Genomic DNA, 18,867 nt, shown 5'->3' with positions numbered 1-18,867 from the left:
TAACCAACATACAACCAAGTGGGTTTAGCAATAGAAAGTAGTCATGTAAAAGAAAAAAAGTGGTAAGTTAATTTGCCCAAAATAAATAAGTAACGGTAAAAGAAGCAGAAAAGACCAACTCAATTGTATGAGTTGATAGGTTTTATTATTATCCTCATAAAAAATCTTAAAATGAAGTTTAATATTTTAAAATTAGTGTTTTTTATCTTTTTATTTAATGCTTGTAAAGATATAGAGCAAGATAAAAAAACAATTAAGAAACCAAATATCATTTGGATTAATGCCGATGATTTAGGCAGGGAGTTAGCATGTTATGGTAATCCGGATATAAAAACACCAAATATTGATAAACTAGCGCAACAGGGAACTTTATATACCAATGCCTATGCAAATGCTCCTATTTGTTCTTCAAGTAGATCATCTCAAATCACGGGAATGTATCCTACAACCATTAATAGCTTAGACCATAGAACTATTAACATGACAACGCTTCCCGATGGTATAAAACCCATAACAGAATACTTTAAGGAGGCAGGCTATTTTATTGCCAACGGAAGTGGAAAAGATTACTTGAGAAAAGGCGGAAAAAAAGATTATAATTTTGTTCCGAGCATAAAATACGATGGTAAAGATTGGAGTGAGCGTGCTGAAGGACAACCATTTTTTGCGCAAGTACAAATAAAGTATCCACATAGAGTTTTTGAGCATCATAAAGAGAATCCTATAAATCATGAAACCGTAACACTTCCCGGATGTTATCCAGACCATCCTTTATTAAAAGCAGATTGGGCACTTTATTTGGAATCTGTTCAGAAATGTGATGATATTGTTGGCTGGGTGATGCAACGTTTAGAGGATGAAGGTTTGGCTGATAATACGGCGGTATTCTTTTTTGGAGATCACGGGCGTCCGCATTTAAGAGACAAACAGTTTTTATATGAAGGCGGACTTCAAATTCCGTTAATTGTTAGGTTGCCAAAACAAGTAAACAGCGGTAAAACAGATAACAGGTTAGTAAGTTTAGTAGATGTTGCAGCTACAAGTTTAAATTTAGTAGGAATAGAATCTAAACATAGATTACATGGTAAAGTGTTTATTGGAGATAGGCAGGAAACTAGAGATTATGTATTTGGTTTCCGACAAAGAGCAGGAGATGCTGATGATGCCATAAGAAGTATTACAGATGGAAAGTACAAATTGATATGGAATCAAATGCCAGAAAAACCATGGATGCAATTATCAAGTTATAAAAGAAGTGAATACCCTGCTTTTACAGTTTATAGAGTGCTACATAAAAATGGACAATTACAGGCACCATACAATCAATTTATGGCAGATAGCAGACCAGAATTTGAATTCTATGATTTAGACAATGATCCTAACGAATTTAATAATCTAGTTGACGATGAAAATTACAAAGACCATTTTAAAAGGCTGAAAGATGTACTTCAAACCAACTTAAAAAATTATGATAAGAATCAAATTCTAGAATCTGAAGAAACAATTCAGAAAGGAAAAAATGGCTCTCAAAATTATTTTAAGAAGAAAATGAAAAAGTTAGGACTACCTGAAGCTCCGTCTGACGAAGAACTTTTGGTGTATTGGAATAAAACGTTGTTGGGTAAAGAATAAATTATACAATAGCCATTAGTTATTTCCATATATTAACTTATTAAAAGAATTTTAAAGTGTTAATTCTAATTTTGGTTTTGATGATTACATAGTAAATAAAAAAACAATCAAATGAAACATAGAATTTTAGCTTACCTTATTGTTACATTTAGCTTTTTAAGCTTAGAAGCCCAAAACAAAAAGAAATCTAAAAACTAATCACCTTATTAAGTTTTAAAGAAGTGTTAGTCCTATCTTGTCCTTTTACCTCAAAAATAGCAGTAAAAAAAGTGTTGTTTTTGAGGTAAGTATCATAAAACTTTTGAATACTATCTTTATTAGTAAAGTACTCTAAAGTGGCACTAACACCAATATCATGCTGAGAGAAAAATACAAAATGTTCTGTATTACCGCTTTTATACTTAGAAACTACAGCATATTCGTGAGTAATATTATAGGAGTTTAAATTATAAATACTGTCTTTAAACTTTGGATGATTATGTAATTTTAAGGTAGTATTAGAGATTTCAAAATAAGGATTAGCTTCATTAAAGAAATACAAGAATTGATTATCGTTCTTACTTGGTCCCACATAAATTGCATTACCTTCTTTAATTTCCGAAGCCGAAGTTTGTGTTGAAAATCTAATAGAAAACGTCTTATTATAATCTTGAAAAAACGATTGTAATTTTTGAGAAGATAATGCTGCCATTCTTGTAGAGTAGGAGTAGTTAGCGGGTCTTATACTATCTCTTAAATTTGGGTTTTTATCAATAAAATTGTAAAAATCGTTGGTGCTATTAATTGAAAAATCCCTGGTCCAGCCATTGTTTTTGGTAATAGTTGTCCCTGTAACTCCAAAATGATCACCAATGTAAAGATGTGTTCCTGAGTCTTCCGATAAAAAGGGTTTCCACATCTTGGGTTTAGATTTAGGTATACTTAGCTTAATTGAAATTATAACAAAAACCAATAAAAGTGCATAAGGTATAAGTGTTGGCCAATTAAGCGTTTTTAATATAGATTTACTTCGTTCAATTTTGTGAAAACTTACTTGGTATTGGCCTTTATCTATTTGCAAACGCCAAATATCATCAGCGCCTTCAGTGTCATAAAACTGAGTGATTTTTTTTCTAAGGTTATGCACGTTTACACGTACTCTTGGATTACTTCTGTCTCCTACATTTTTACTTTTAAAAAACTCAATATCAACGACGCTTTCCTTAAGGTGAATACCTTTTTCGGTTGCACTGTATAAGTACTGTAAAAGCGCAATACTTGTTGGTGCATTTTTAAACGTTTTACTTTCGGTAATACGTTTTACAATATTATCTTTTTGATATTTAGTTATTTTCATTCTATTGGTGAATGTGTTTATAGATAACCTTAACGGTTATAGCTACCGTTAAAGCTGCGTTAAAGTTAATAAAACAAAGCCTTGTAATTACATTTGAATAAGTGTTTTTTAATTCAAAAAAAGAATTACATATTTAAGATGAAAGCTTTTTTAGACGATAACTTTATTTTGGAAACAGAAACCGCCTGTGAACTGTTTCATGGTTTTGCATCCGGAATGCCTATTATAGATTATCATTGTCATTTAATTCCGAAGCAGATTGCCGAGAATAAGAATTTCAAGAACTTGACCGAACTTTGGTTATATGGTGACCATTATAAATGGCGAGCTATGAGGACCAATGGTGTTCCTGAGAAGTATTGTACGGGAGAAGCAAGTGATTGGGAAAAATTCGAAAAATGGGCACAAACGGTACCATATACGCTTCGCAATCCCTTGTATCATTGGACACATATGGAGTTAAAGCTCTATTTTGGTTATGATGGTATTTTAAATGGAGATACGGCCAAGGAAGTTTGGGATTTAGCTAATGAGAAATTGCAAACTGAAGCGTATCGCCCTCAAGGATTGTTACAAATGATGAATGTAGAAGTGGTATGTACCACAGATGATCCTACAGATTCTTTGGAATATCATATTCAAATTGCTGAGAGTGATTGTAAAATAAAAGTGTTTCCTACCTGGCGTCCAGATAAAGCTATGGCTGTTGAGGACGTTGAATCTTTTAATGATTATATGGTAAAGCTTTCTGAGGTTTCAGGCATATATGTGAATTCCTTTGATGATTTGATAAGGGCTTTAAAGAACCGTCATGACTTTTTTGCCCAAGTAGGATGCAAATTGTCAGATCACGGTATAGAAGCATTTTATGCAGAAGATTATACTTCAGCAGAAATTAGAACCATCTTCTTTAAAGTACGGTCTGGGATTGAATTAACAAATTCAGAGATTTTAAAGTTTAAATCTGCCATGATGTATGAATTTGGTATAATGGATCATGAAAAAGGCTGGGTACAACAGTTTCACTACGGAGCAATTAGAAATAATAATACCAGATTATTAACAGAATTAGGACCAGATACGGGGTTCGATTCAATCCATGATGCCAATAGTGCCTCTACCATGTCTAAGTTTTTAAATGGTTTAGATTCAGAAGATAAATTGGCCAAAACAATAATCTACAATTTAAATCCGGCTCATAATGATGTAGTGGCAACCATGATTGGGAATTTCCAAGATGGGAGCGCTCCAGGAAAAATGCAGTTTGGTTCTGGTTGGTGGTTTTTAGATCAAAAAACGGGAATGGAAAATCAAATGAATGCTCTTTCTAATATGGGCTTACTAAGTAGGTTTGTTGGTATGCTAACAGATTCACGTTGTATTATTTCCTATTCTCGTCATGAATATTTTAGACGTATTTTATGTAACTTACTAGGTAATGATGTTGAAAATGGCCTTATTAATAAAGACATGGATTTATTGGGAAAAATGGTGAAGGATATCTGCTATTACAACGCAAAAGATTATTTTAAATTTAATTAAAACGCATATGAGGATTTTAAAGCTTGTTCTATTAACCCTTATTATTTTATCGCATCAATTAATTGAAGCTCAAAAAGAAACGGAAATTGTCTATCTGTCCGGAACAGATAAAGATAATTTAGTAGAGTGGGATTTCTTCTGTTCGGAAGGAAGGAATAGTGGAAAATGGACGAAAATTGGTGTGCCCTCTTGTTGGGAGCAAAAAGGGTTTGGAACATACAACTACGGTTCGGGCACAGGTACTTTAAACATGGCCTCAGAACATGGGTTGTATAAGCATAAGTTTAATGTGCCAAAAACTTGGAAAAACAAAAATGTAAGAATCGTTTTTGAAGGTGTAATGACTGACGCCCAGGTGAAGCTTAACGGTAAACTAGCAGGACCAATACACCAAGGAGCATTCTATGAATTTAAATACGATATTACCAAACTGTTAAAATTTGGAACTGAGAATGTTTTAGAAGTCAAGGTAAATAAAATGTCTGCTAACAAATCTATAAATCATGCAGAAAGAGCTGCCGATTTTTGGGTATTTGGAGGTATTTATCGCCCAGTGTATTTAAGTGTTTCTCCAAAAGATAACATAAAAAGAATAGCTGTTGATGCTAGGGCAGATGGACAAATTACTACCGATGTATACATAGATTCAAAAAACGCACACGGAGTTTCTCTAAGTCTTTTCGATTTAAAAGGAAACAAAGTTCAAAATATCAAGGTTAATGTTAAAAAAGAACAAGAGAAATGGCGTGTAAGTGGAAAAGCAGATGGTATAAAAACTTGGAATCCGGAATTTCCAAATTTGTATAAGCTTCATCTTTCTTTATTAGATAAAAACGAAAACATTCTACATAAAGTTGAAGAACGTATAGGTTTTAGAACGGTTGAAGTTTTAGAAGGCGATGGCATTTATGTTAATGGCGAAAGAATAAAATTTAAAGGGGTTAACAGGCATGCGTTTCATCCGGCTTCAGGAAGAACAACCTCTAAAAATATTAGTATTGAACACGTTCAACTCATGAAAGATATGAATATGAATGCGGTAAGGATGTCACATTATCCGCCCGATGTTCATTTTTTAGATGTTTGCGACTCACTCGGGCTATTTGTTCTGGATGAAATTTGTACATGGCATAACCCAATGCTAGATACAAAAGTGGCAAGAAAGATTGTAAAAGAAACTGTGGTAAGAGATGTTAACCATCCCTCTATACTCATGTGGGGAAATGGAAATGAACAAGGCTGGAACCCTGAAGTTGATGATGATTTTGCTAAGTGGGATATTCAAAATAGAGAAGTAATTCATCCATGGAGCATTTATAAAAAGACCAATACCATTCATTACAGTCACTATCACTCATTAGTGAATGATTCGTATTCTAAGGAAAAAATATTATTTCCAACCGAATTTCTTCATGGTGTTTATGACGGCGGACACGGGGCAGGACTTGAAGATTATTGGTTAAGAATGTGGAATTTACCACTAAGTGCAGGTGGTTTTCTTTGGGATTTTGCCGATGAAGGCGTTGAAAGAACCGATAGAAATAATGAAATTGATTTACAAGGAAATAAGGCCAATGATGGTATAGTTGGCCCATATTTAGAAAAGGAAGCAAGTTATTTCACCATTAAAGAAATATGGTCGCCAATTTATTTAGAAGATAGATTTATAAACGAAGATTTTAACGGCATTTTCAGAATCGAAAATCGTTACCATTATACCAATTTAGATCAAATTACCATGACCTCTAAATGGATTACGTTTGAAGGGCCAAAAGGCAATACTTCACAAAAAGTGCTTTCTGAACATAAAGTAGATTTACCTAGTTTAAATCCTGGAGGAAAAGGAAAGTTTTATGTTCAAAAACCATCTCATTGGAAATTGGCAGATGCCTTACATTTAACTGCGGTTGATACATACGGAAAAGAAATTTTCACGTGGTCTTACCCTGTCTCTTCACCAAGTAAAGTTAGCAAACCTTTGGTTTTGTATTCTGGCGGAGGTACTATTAAATCTACCACTGAAAATCAGAAAATTACAGTTGAAACTAATGATTTAACGTATCAATTTTCTAAAGAAACAGGTTTGCTTTTAGAGGTAAAAAAAGGCAATCAAATTATTCCTTTAAACACTGGTCCTATCATTTTAAATCAGAAAGCAAAAATTGAAGATGTTAAGATAAACGCACTTAATAATAAGGTTGAAATACTTACCATTTTTGAAAAAACCGATAAATCTCCAAGTTGGTCTACGGTAAAAGAGTTTGCGTCTGATAGTATTAAATGGACCATCCATTCTAACGGTTTGTTAGATTTAAGAGTAGCGTTTAAAGGATTCCGAAATTTAAAAGGCTACAGAGGTATTACTTTTTCCTTTCCCGAAAATGAAGTTGCTGGCATGAAATGGTTAGGAGATGGGCCATACCGCGTTTGGAGAAATAGAATGAAAGGCACACGTTTTCAAGTTTGGGAAAACAATTATAATAATACTGTAACAGGCGAGGTTGGTAAAGATCAGTTTGTTTACCCTGAATTTAAAGGTTTCTTTTCAAGTTTATACTGGTCTAAGGTAAAAGGAAATCATGATAACGGGTTTACTGTATATTGCAGAACGCCGCACACCTATTTTAGAATGTTAACACCACAGGAACCAAAACAGAATAAAAAGGGAAAAACACATCCTAAATTTCCTGAAGGCGATATTTCTTTTGTAATGAATATTCCTGCTATAGGCACTAAGTTTCAAAAACCAGAAAGTATGGGGCCTCACGGTAATCCTGAGCATTATTTTGGAAATGATGATGAACCAATTGTTATGGATTTAACTTTTGAATTTTAACATAGCCACATTTCTGTTGTGTCATGCTGAACTAGTTTCAGTATCTCATAAAAAAGTCAACTTAAACTAAACTATTTATGAAACTTTTTAAAATGCTATTTTGTTTTTTAACGCTGTACTTGGTAACTAATATAGATGCTAAAGCACAAAAAACAGAAACACTAATTAAATACCTGTCTGGAACAGATAAAGATAATACAGTTGCTTGGGATTTTTACTGTTCAGAAGGAATGCAAAGTAAAAAATGGACTAAAATACAAGTGCCATCTTGTTGGGAATTACAGGGTTTTGGAGCTTACAACTACGGACGAGATTATAAAGTAAATAAACCTTATGCTAACGAGCACGGTTTATATAAACACAAATTTTTTGTGCCTAAAAATTGGAATGAAAGTGAGATAAAAATTGTTTTTGAAGGAGTAATGACAGATGCCGAAGTAAAAATAAATGGACAATTAGCAGGTGCTATACACCAAGGAGCCTTTTATGAATTTAAATACAACATAACCAGATTATTAAAATTTGGAACCGAAAATTTACTAGAGGTTAAAGTGAATAAAATGTCTAGTAATGCCTCTATAAATGCTGCAGAGCGTAATACCGATTTTTGGATTTTTGGTGGTATTTATCGTCCGGTTTTTTTAGAAGTATTACCCAAAAAAAATATACAGCGTGTTGCTATAAATGCGCAAGCAAATGGCGCCATAACAGCCGAAGTTTTTACAAATACCAATAAAACAGAAACAGTTCAGTTATTTTTAACCAATTTAAAAGGTAATACACTTCAAAATTTAGAAACTTCAGCAAAAAAAGAAGATAAAAAATGGTTAGTTTCAGCCAAAGCATCTAACATAAAACCATGGCATGCCGAAACGCCACACCTTTATAACCTTCACATTAAATTATTAGATAAAAACGGAAATACGTTACATAAATTATCAAAGCGTATTGGTTTCCGTTCGGTAGAAGTTAGAGAAAGTGATGGTATTTATGTTAATGGAAAAAAAATAAAATTTAAAGGTGTTAATAGGCATTCTTTTCATCCAGAATCAGGCAGAACCACTTCAAAAGCGTTAAGTATAAAGCATGTTAAAATGATGAAAGATATGAATATGAATGCTGTACGGATGTCTCATTATCCGCCCGATACTCATTTTCTTGATGTGTGCGATTCATTAGGGCTTTTTGTTATAAACGAAGTTTGTACTTGGCACGTACCGTATTTAGATGAAAAGGTTGGTGAAAAAATTATAAAAGAAGCCGTAGTGCGTGATGTAAATCATCCTTCTATTTTACTTTGGGCAAATGGTAATGAAACGGGTTGGAATACTAATTTAGATGATGATTATGCCAAATGGGATATTCAAAAAAGAGAAGTTATTCACCCATGGAATGTGTTTAAAAAAACCAACACCATGCACTACCCAGATTATTACAAATTTGCGTTTGATGCTCCTTCAAAAGACAAAATATATTTCCCTACAGAATTTTTACATGGTTTATATGATGGCGGGCATGGTGCTGGGTTAGATGATTATTGGAAACAAATGTGGCATATGCCATTAGCTGCAGGTGGATTTCTTTGGAATTTTGCAGATGAAGGTGTGGTAAGAACTGATAAAAACGGAATTATTGATGTAGATGGAAACCATGCTCCAGACGGTATTGTGGGGCCTTACGGCGAAAAAGAAGGAAGTTATTTTACAATAAAAGAAGTATGGTCGCCAATTTATATAGAAGAACGATATATAAAACCAAGTTTTTCTGGCGTATTTAATGTAGAAAACCGCTACCATGTTACCCATTTGAATGCATGCGAAATAACAGCAAAATGGATGGTTTTTAATGGGCCAAATACATTAGCTGGCAGTAAAGTGTTATTTGAAAACAAGGTAGAATTACCAAATTTAGCTCCAGGCGAAAAAGGATCATTTACAGTTAAAAAACCAGAAAATTGGCAACAAGCCGATGCGCTTTTTTTAACAGCTAAAGATATGTATGGTATGGAAATTTTTACATGGAGTTACCCTGTTAAAACACCTAAACAAATAAACAATACTTATTTAAATTTTAGTAGTTCTGCAAGTGTTCAAACTACAAAACTAAATGATGTTATATTAGTTAAGGCAAAAGATATTGAATATAAATTCTCAAACAAAACAGGTTTGTTGAAAATGGTTACCAAAAAAGGCAATCAAATTCATCTAAAAGATGGTCCGGTGCTATTAGGAAACAAAACAAATTTGGAAAATGTGGTGGTAAATACTTTTGAAGATAAAGTAGAGATTATTGGATTGTTTAAGAAAAGAAAAAAATACCATGACTGGAAAGAGAACAATAAAATGACGCAAGATTTCTTTAAATGGACCGTCAATTCAAATGGTCTACTTGATTTAAATGTTGAATTAAGAAATCAAAAAATAGTAGAAGGTTACATGGGTATTACGTTCTCGTTTCCAGAAGAAGATGTTAAAGGAATGAAGTGGTTGGGTGATGGCCCCTATCGTGTATGGCGTAACCGCATGAAGGGGACAAGATTTCAGGTTTGGGAGAATAATTATAACAATACTGTAACAGGACAATCAGGTTGGGTATACCCAGAATTTAAAGGTTTCTTTTCTCGTTTAAATTGGATGAAGTTGTATAGTAAAAGTAGAAATGGTTTTACCGTGTATTGCCACTCCGATTTAATATTTTTACGCATGTTAACACCTGATCAACCTAAGGAATATGGTAAAGGTGCAGCTGTAAATGTTTTTCCAGAAGGTAATATTTCTTTTTTAAAAAACATACCAGCAATGGGTACCAAATTTATGCCCGCAAGCTCATCAGGACCACAAGGAAGTGATAAAAACTATTTTGGAAATACTGATGAGCCTATTGTTATTCATTTAACCTTTGAATTTTAAAAAAAAACAGTAAATAAACAACATGAAACTAAACTATTCTAAATTTACAATTTTCTGCGTATTTTTTCTAAATATGGCAGTATTTGCTCAAAAGCAAACAGAGCAGCAACCCAATATACTTTTTGTTTTAACTGATGACCAAAGGTATGACACCGTAAAAACCTTTAATAAAGCCATTGATGGTCAAGAAATGAGCAAATTAGGGTACATAGAATCTCCTGAAGTAGATAAACTAGCGGCGCAAGGCACCACATTTATAAACACTTATTGCCAAGCAACAGGTTGTGCACCATCAAGAGCAACCATGCATCAAGGGCGTTATCCGTTTAGGTCTGGCGTATATGAATTTGAATGGCACAATAATGCCGCAAAGCATATGAAGCCATCATTACCTGAACAGTTAGCAACCCTAGGATATCAAACTTTTCATGTAGGTAAATTGGGTTACAGGCTTAAGGGGCTTGCACCTAACGGAAAAACTAAAAAGCACAATGTGTATCAAACAGATATTGATTTTAGAAGTTTGGGTTATGAAGGTTTAACAGATTACTCTTATGGTGGTTTTAAAGAAATTGACGGAAAACCATTAGATGAATATATAAACAATATAGGTTTTTTTGTAACACCCGAAGGCAAGTTTGAATATGTTTCAAAAGATTTGGCAAACCAACGTAAAGAATATAAAAATACAGCCAAAGAAGTTGCCAAAAAGTACGATTTAATTAGGCATTATAAAAAAGGAAAAACGCCATCAATTTATGATGGAATGATAATATCTGGTGTAAGTTCTCAACCAGCAGGAAAAACCCGTGATGGGTATTATGCACATTTTTTAAATGAATATTTAGTTAATGAAAACAAACAATTTAACGCTGGTTCAATGAAATTTCAAGGTGTAGATCCTTCAAAACCAGTGTTTGCACATGTTGGTTTTGATTTTCCACATACACCAGTTCTTCCACCAGCAGATTACCGTGAACGTTTTCAAAAGCATACATATAAAATTCCAAATTTTTCAGAAGAAGAATTCGCTTCAATGTCACAACAAATGAAAAAAATAACCAGTAACAAACCTTCTTACCATTTTACTGACGAAGAAAAGCAAAAAATGATTCAAGATTATTATGCATTTTGTGCTTATGGTGATAGGTTGGTTGGCAAAACGGTTGAAGATTTTGTTGCTTACAGTGAAAAACATAAACGCCCATGGATGGTTATTTACGTATGTGGTGACCACGGATGGAAACTAAACGAACACGGGGCAATTTCAAAATTTACACCTTGGGAATGGGATAGCCACAATCCAATTATCGTAGTCTCTTCAGATAAAAAGAAGTTTCCAGCAGGAAAAATTGTTAAAGAGTTTACAGAGTTTGTTGATATTGCACCTACAGCTTTAAGTGCAGCAGGAGCAGATTTATCTTCAAAATCTTTTAATTATTTAGATGGTTTAGATTTAGCAAAAGTAGTATCAAAACAAGCACCTGTTAGAGATTATATTATTGGAGAATCGCATGCGGTTACAGGTGCCAGAGCTTATATTAGAACTAAAGATTATGTATTGTCATTAAAAACTAGACCAACACGTAAAGAAGGCGAAAATATGGCTTGGGCTTTAACAGCTTCTTGGGAAGATTTAGATCCGGCATTATATGACTTTAAAAAAGATCCAGCCGAAGTTAACAATGTAGCTTTTGATAAAAAATATAAGAAAATAGCAAAAGCTATGAAAGATAAGTTGCTAAACATTGTACTAGGTGATAATAGGGTGGAAGTAGATTGGAAAAAATGGGGCGATGGCACACAAACTTATCATAGTAATTTTGCACCCAGAGCTCATAATTATAAATTGAAATTAAAGTAATTAGTTATGAAAATAATTATAAATTTTGTTTTTGTAATAGGGGTTTCGGTATCACTTTTTGCTAAAGATTATCATGTAGATGCTAGTAGTTCAAATAGCGGAAATGGCTCAAAGAAAAACCCGTTTAAAACCATACAACAAGCCGCTAATGTTATGAAAGCGGGTGATGTTTGTTACATTCATAAAGGTGTTTACAGAGAGGAAATTATACCAAAAAATTCTGGAACCAAAAAGAAACCAATAGTGTTTACAAGCTATAAAAATGATATTGTTATTATTTCGGCAACAAAAAAAGTAACAACATGGCAACAGCACCAAGGAGCTATTTACAAAGCGCAAAATGTAATTATGAATTTAGGCGATGGTAATAACGTTTATTTCAATTATAAAAAAATGCAAATTGCAAGGTGGCCAAATGATTCTGATGATAATGAATATACATTAGATGCCAAGTTTATAGATAAAACAAAAGGCACTTGGTCTATGTCATTTATTAGCAATAATGAAATTCCGAAGTTTGATTGGACGGGAGGAATTATTCACTATTTAGGTGCCCATAGTGGTTGCAGTTGGGAGCGTACAATAACAAATTATAATGAAAACCTAAACCGTATATTTTTTGAAACTTTACCACAGAAATGGCCTTTTGGAAATACGCATAGTCCGCAACGTTTTGAAAACGGGCATAGAGGTATTTTTTATTTAATGAATAAGCTTGAAGCTTTAGATGCACCAAATGAATGGTTTTATGATAAAGTAGCTAAAACACTCTATTTTTATGCTCCTAAAGGTGAAAACCCTAACCATCATTCCGTAGAAGTATCTCATAGAAAACACGTAGTAACAATAAACAAAAACAACATCCATTTAAAAGGATTAAATTTTTTTGGTGGCATGATTGTTATAAACGGTAATGGCAATAAAGTATCTAACGCTATGATAAAACATGGTGCAGAGCGTTTAGTAACAAATTTAAAAGGAGCTGCAGTGAGTGATGCTGCGGTACTCATTAATAGCGGATTTCAAAATAGTATTGAAAAATGCGTGTTAGAAAATGGTTCTGTAAATGGTATTATTTTAGGTAAAAATACTGAAGACTGTATTGTTAAAAACAACATAGTTCAAAACTTTAATACAATAGGAATTCATGCATGTTTACTTAGTAGTTATGGTAACAGAAACAAAATACTTCAAAATTCATTTTACGGTTCAGCAAGAGATGGTGTTAAAGTTACAGGTAATAATAGTGAGTTTGCATACAACCATGTTCAAAAATGTTTAATTTCTGGGGCTGATGGTGGTTTGTTTTATGTAACAGGACAAAGCATACCTAAAAATATAGAATTACACCATAATTGGTTTCATAATGCTCATGCCAATGATAACCATGCAGGTAAAAAAGCAACAGGTATTTATTTAGATAATAATGCTGCGGGTTACATAGTACATCATAATGTAGTTTGGGATGTAGAATGGGCAGGCTTACATTTTAATTGGGATGCCATTAAAAATGAAATTTATAACAATACATTTTGGAATGTTGGCCCTTCAAATGAGGCTTTAATTAATTCTTGGGTCCCAAAACGTAATAACTACCAAACCAATGTAGAAGATAACATACTTTATAACAATATTTCAGATGTGCGCCCCTGGTGGGATTCTGGAAACGGAAAGCATTACAGAGTTGATGAAAAAGAATTTAAAGGAAAAGAAGCAGACAATATTTTTAGTAATAACAAGCAGTTTTCTGAAATTCCTTTTAATACAGAAAAGCATACACTTTTTATGCCTTTAGAAAATTCGCCTTTAATTGATAGAGGCCTAGAAATTAGAAAAATAACTAAAGGATATAAAGGAAAGGCGCCAGATTTAGGAGCTTATGAATACGGTGGTGCATATTGGAAACCTGGTGTTGATTGGGTGCCAAATAATTTTGCTTGGAAAGTAAGTAACGGTTACTTAAATGTTGGAATTTCTACTATAAAAAATAACCAATATTTAGGAAAAGCTAGTAAAATGGTTAAAGAACTTCAATTAAACTAAAAACACAATGAAGCACACCATTGTACTAACCTTAGTTTGTTTTATGCTTTTCTCATGTGAGAATAGTGTAAAAATCAAACAAGGCGAAAATGAAAGTGAAAAATTAAACTCTAAAAACGAGTTTCCTTTTTTAATACCTGAAGAAAAACCAAACAGACCATTAAGTAAAGCAGTAGAACGAAATTATGATGCTTACGAGCATATTCGCCCTGAGGCATCAGAGTTATATTCGCAGTTTAAATACACCAAATTAAAAGGGTTTGATTACAATAACGGCGATGGCACTATAACAAGACGCGATCCTTCAAAAGTAATTTTTGAAAACGGTAAATATTACGTGTGGTATACAGGTAGAAAAAGCCCAGTAAAACCCGTAGGAATGGCAAATGCTAAAGAAGCTACCAATGTTATTCCGTCTAGCGATTGGGATTTGGCCGATATTTGGTATGCTACATCAAAAGACGGTTTTACTTGGGAAGAACAAGGTATAGCAGTACCACGCCCACCAAAACCACAACCAGGATGGAGATCAGTTACTACAACCGATATATTAAAATGGAAAGGTAAATATTATTTATACTTTCAAGCGTTTATGGAAGCTAGCGGATTACGAGGCGATTTTTGTCCGGTTTCAGTAGCTTGGGCAGATTCACCAGATGGACCTTGGCATCATACAGGAAAAGTGGTGTTACCCAACGGGTCAGAAGGTTCTTGGGATCAGTACTCAATTCACGACCCATATCCGTTAGTTCATGATGGTAAAATCTATTTGTATTATAAAGGCGATTTTGATAAACGTAAGGAATTCAAACCTTCAAAAATAAGAATGCAAGGTCTTGCTATTGCCAATGATCCACTAGGGCCATTTGTAAAGCACCCATTGAATCCCGTAATCAATTCTGGTCATGAAACTACTTTGTTTCCTTTTAAAGAAGGTGTTGCTGCTATTGTACAACGTGACGGACAAGAACATAATACCATACAATATGCCAAAGATTGGGTTAATTTTGATATTGCATCAATAACTGAAATGTTACCTATTGCTGCTGGCCCATTTGTACCAGATGCGTTTACAAATACAAAAGATGGCCGTGGTATTACTTGGGGCTTATCGCATGTAATTAATGCTGGTGGCAATTGGAGGCATACCATTTTGGTGCGTTTTGATTGTGATTTGAGTCAGGATATTGATGATCAAAAAATGAAAGACCATTACATACATTACAGGCCAGAATACTTATATAAATTTGGTTTAACTGGCCAGCAAAAAGAACGCATAAAAAAGCAAACAGAGGCTTTAAAAGCACACTAAATAACTTTACTTTAAATATACTAGTAGTAATATTTTTTCCAGATAGAACAAATGTTGCCTAGTAATATTCATTTGTTGTACCTGAACAATAAAGCTTAGGTTACATTTATATTAACCTATATAAAACCTGTGTTTTTTCTTTATAAAACATGTACACAAAACATACTATCAACATGAAATTTAAGTATCATCAAATTAAAAGTAAATTATTATTTACTGTTTTTTCATTTCTTTTAGGCGTATTATGCCAACTAAACGCGCAAGAATTTTGGAAAGATAAGCAAGTTTACACTATGGGTACAGAGCCCCACGCAGTTACACATTATGTGTTTGAAAATGTTGCTTCGGCCATAAAAGGAGATTATAAAGCGTCGCCTTACTTTAAAGATTTATCAGGAAACTGGAAGTTTAATTGGGCAAAAACACCTGCCGAAAAACCTAAAGATTTTTATTTACCATCATTTAATGATGCTAATTGGCATACAATTCCTGTACCGTCATGTTGGGAACGCCAAGGTTATGGTGTGCCTTCGCATCGTGGTTTAGGCATGTTAGTTAAAGCCGAAGAAATTAAAATACCCAATGTGCCTGAAAATGATAACCATGTAGGAAGCTACAGAACCACTTTTCAAGTTCCTGAAAATTGGAAAAACAGAGAAACACTACTTCATTTTAATGGAGTTTCTAGTGCATTTTACCTTTGGATTAATGGCAAAATGGTTGGTTATGATGAAGATGCCATGACAAGCGCTGTGTTTAACATAACACCTTTTTTAAAGCCTGGTGAAAATACATTGGCAGTACAAGTGTACCGCTGGTCAACGGGTAGCTACATGGAATCTGGTGATACATGGACCTTTAGTGGTATTTTTAGAGATGTGTACTTGCAGAGTAAACCTAAGGTGCAAATACGAGATTTCTTTTTAACATCAAATTTAGATGATGATTATAAAAACGCGCAATTTAATGCTGAAATTAAAATTTTAAACAATAGTGAAACTGTAGCCAAAAACTATAAAGTTAATGTTGCTATTTATGATGAAAATGGTAGTGTTATTGTTGAGTCGGGTAATGATAGCCCAAAATTAGGTTGGCGTATGGGCAACTTAGGAGCAGAAAGTATTCTTAATTATTCAACTAAAATTGAAGAACCAAAACTGTGGTCAGCAGAATTTCCAAACCTATACACGGTAGTTTTAAGTTTAATAAATGATAAAGGGAAAACTGTTGAGGTTACTCAAGCACCTTTTGGTTTTAGAAAGGTTGAAATTAAAGATTTACAAGTACATGTAAACGGAAAGCCCATAAAAATAAAAGGCGTTAATAGAGGCGAATCGCACCCTGAACTTGGTAAAACTTTAACCGAAGCATCAATGATTCAGGATATTTTATTAATGAAACAACACAACATTAATGCCGTACGTTCTAGCCATCATCCTAACGATTCTAGGTGGTATGCACTATGCGATAAATATGGTTTGTATGTTATGGATGAAGCCTTAGAATCTCCAGACTACTTTATTAGAGGTAACGGTTTGCCAGGTAGTGATGTTAGCTGGATGGCTACTGCTTTAGATAGGGCTGTGGCTATGGTTGAGCGTTCTAAAAACCATCCATCAATAATTTTTTGGTCCTTAGGTAATGAATCTGGTTTTGGCAAAAACTTTGCACTTATGAGCGATTATATTCGTCGGTTTGATCCTACAAGAATAATTTCTTATGACGGGAGAGAAACCGATTGTTGGGCTGTAAAAGATTATTTTGATTTAAATAGTTCTATGTATCCGTTTATTGAAGATGATGAAAAACAAAAACACTGGAAACTACTAAGTTTTTGGGAAGCACCAAAATACAATAAACCGTATATTATGATTGAGTATGCACATGCACAAGGAAACTCATTAGGTAATTTTGCAGAGTATTGGCGTGTTGTTAATAGAAATAAATCGTTTGTTGGCGGTTATATTTGGGATTGGGTAAACCAAACCTATAATGAAAAAATGCCCGATGGCTCTATACGCCAAAGCCATAGGCTAGATTATCATCCTGTTGATAGCATTCCTGTTGATACCGATTTTTCTAAAGTTGAATATGATACTAATGAATGTGCTAAAGGTCTTGTTTTTGCAGACAGAACTCCAAAACCAACACTTTTAGAAGTAAAAAAAGCACAACAGTTTATTACCATAAATAAAGTTGAAAATACAAGCAATAGTTTTAAAGTAACTAACAACTATTATTTTACAAACCTTAATGCATTTACAGGAAGTTGGGTGTTATTAAAAGCTGGGAAACCATTAAAAAAAGGAACCATTTCTACATTTAATTTAAAACCAGATGAAACTGAAGTTTTTAATGTGCCATTACCAAGTTTTGATACTGTTTCAGAGTATGTTATTCAATTTAGTTACCGTTTAAAAACAGCTACTATTTGGGCAGATGCAGGGCATGAAGTTGCTAAAGAAGAATTCATTTTACAAAAAGCAAAACCAATATTAGTAAAACCATCAGGTAAGTTAAATGTTTCAGAAACTACAAATTCATTATTAATTTCTGGTAATAAATTTTCCATAAAATTTAATAAACAAACAGGAACATTAGCATCAATATTGGCTAATAAAAAAGAGATAATAGCTCAAAATAGTGCTGTTAGTGGTCCGGTTTTAAATGTGTATCGTTCTCCAATTGAAAACGACAGACCTTACACTAAAAATTGGAAATTTGCCAATATAAAAAATCTTCAAAATAAAATTATTTCAATTAAAACAACACAAGCAACACCATCAATTACAAAGGTTGAAATTATTAAAGAGTTAAGTAGTAATTCTGGAAGTTTTAATCATTCTTGTGTTTATGAAATTTCAGCAAATGGTGTAATTAAACTACAAAATAAAGTTACCCCAACAGGTTTTGAAAATTTAGAAACCTTACCTAGAATTGGTTTAAAATTAGGGTTGGTAAGTAATTTAGAAAATGTAAGTTGGTATGGTAGAGGGCCTCAAGAAAATTATCCAGACCGTATGGAATCTGCTTCTTTAGGGCAATACCAATCAACTGTAAGTAATTTATTTACGCCGTATTTAGTACCTCAAGAAAACGGAGCTCGTTCTGATGTTAGATGGGTAGAGTTTGGTTTTAAAAATAGTAAAACATCAGCCATAAAAATAAAGTCTGACACGCCATTTGTGTTTTCGGCATTACATTTTGATGCTAAAGATTTAGATAAAGCTTCGCGAAACGCCTTTTTAAAGCCCAGAAAAGAAACTATAGTAAGTTTAGATGCCCACATGTTAGGCCTAGGAAACGCTAGTTGTGGTCCTGTGCCTTTAAAGCAATATTTAGTACCCGTAAAACCGTATGAATTCAATTTTACAATACAATTAAACAACTAAT

Annotated in this window: 9 protein-coding genes; 8 read left to right on the top strand and 1 reads right to left on the bottom strand. The window is 33.4% G+C overall.

Translation table 11 applies throughout. From position 1 onward, the window contains the following. Positions 1–171: 171 nt before the first annotated feature. Positions 172–1,632 (top strand): sulfatase family protein, encoded by a 1,461-nt coding sequence (locus tag FUA26_RS02100; RefSeq protein WP_147130954.1) that lies wholly within the window; start codon positions 172–174, stop codon positions 1,630–1,632. Between the two features lie 187 nt (positions 1,633–1,819). Here the strand turns inward: FUA26_RS02100 and FUA26_RS02095 are convergent, their stop codons facing one another. Further along, the gene (locus FUA26_RS02095; RefSeq protein WP_147130952.1) at positions 1,820–2,968 is read right to left on the bottom strand and encodes a helix-turn-helix domain-containing protein; all 1,149 of its coding nucleotides are present in this window, start codon (positions 2,966–2,968) and stop codon (positions 1,820–1,822) included. A 138-nt stretch (positions 2,969–3,106) separates the two neighbouring features. On the opposite strand from FUA26_RS02095, the gene uxaC reads away from it, so the two are divergent. The 7 genes from uxaC to FUA26_RS02060 all read left to right on the top strand — a co-directional run bounded on the left by uxaC (position 3,107) and on the right by FUA26_RS02060 (position 18,866). Beyond that, entirely contained in the window at positions 3,107–4,510 is a 1,404-nt protein-coding gene (gene uxaC, locus FUA26_RS02090; protein WP_147130951.1) for a glucuronate isomerase, read from the top strand. A gap of 7 nt (positions 4,511–4,517) precedes the next feature. Beyond that, positions 4,518–7,346 (top strand): glycoside hydrolase family 2 TIM barrel-domain containing protein, encoded by a 2,829-nt coding sequence (locus tag FUA26_RS02085; RefSeq protein ID WP_147130949.1) that lies wholly within the window; start codon positions 4,518–4,520, stop codon positions 7,344–7,346. Positions 7,347–7,423: 77 nt separating this feature from the next. After that, the gene (locus FUA26_RS02080; RefSeq protein WP_147130948.1) at positions 7,424–10,255 is read left to right on the top strand and encodes a glycoside hydrolase family 2 protein; all 2,832 of its coding nucleotides are present in this window, start codon (positions 7,424–7,426) and stop codon (positions 10,253–10,255) included. A 73-nt stretch (positions 10,256–10,328) separates the two neighbouring features. Continuing rightward, positions 10,329–12,119, top strand: a complete 1,791-nt coding sequence (locus FUA26_RS02075) for a sulfatase-like hydrolase/transferase (protein ID WP_222611744.1) — start codon at positions 10,329–10,331, stop codon at positions 12,117–12,119. Between the two features lie 6 nt (positions 12,120–12,125). Next, on the top strand, positions 12,126–14,162 hold the full coding sequence (locus FUA26_RS02070; protein ID WP_147130945.1) for a right-handed parallel beta-helix repeat-containing protein: 2,037 nt from the start codon (positions 12,126–12,128) through the stop codon (positions 14,160–14,162). A 7-nt stretch (positions 14,163–14,169) separates the two neighbouring features. Continuing rightward, positions 14,170–15,474, top strand: a complete 1,305-nt coding sequence (locus tag FUA26_RS02065; protein ID WP_147130943.1) for a glycoside hydrolase family 117 protein — start codon at positions 14,170–14,172, stop codon at positions 15,472–15,474. Between the two features lie 173 nt (positions 15,475–15,647). Then, positions 15,648–18,866 (top strand): glycoside hydrolase family 2 TIM barrel-domain containing protein, encoded by a 3,219-nt coding sequence (locus tag FUA26_RS02060; protein WP_186826835.1) that lies wholly within the window; start codon positions 15,648–15,650, stop codon positions 18,864–18,866. The last annotated feature ends 1 nt before the right edge of the window (position 18,867 follow it).

The organism is Seonamhaeicola algicola, assembly GCF_007997385.1.
GTDB lineage: Bacteria > Bacteroidota > Bacteroidia > Flavobacteriales > Flavobacteriaceae > Seonamhaeicola > Seonamhaeicola algicola.
Note: the sequence above shows the minus strand (reverse complement) of the source record. Positions and strands in the feature narration are given on the sequence as shown.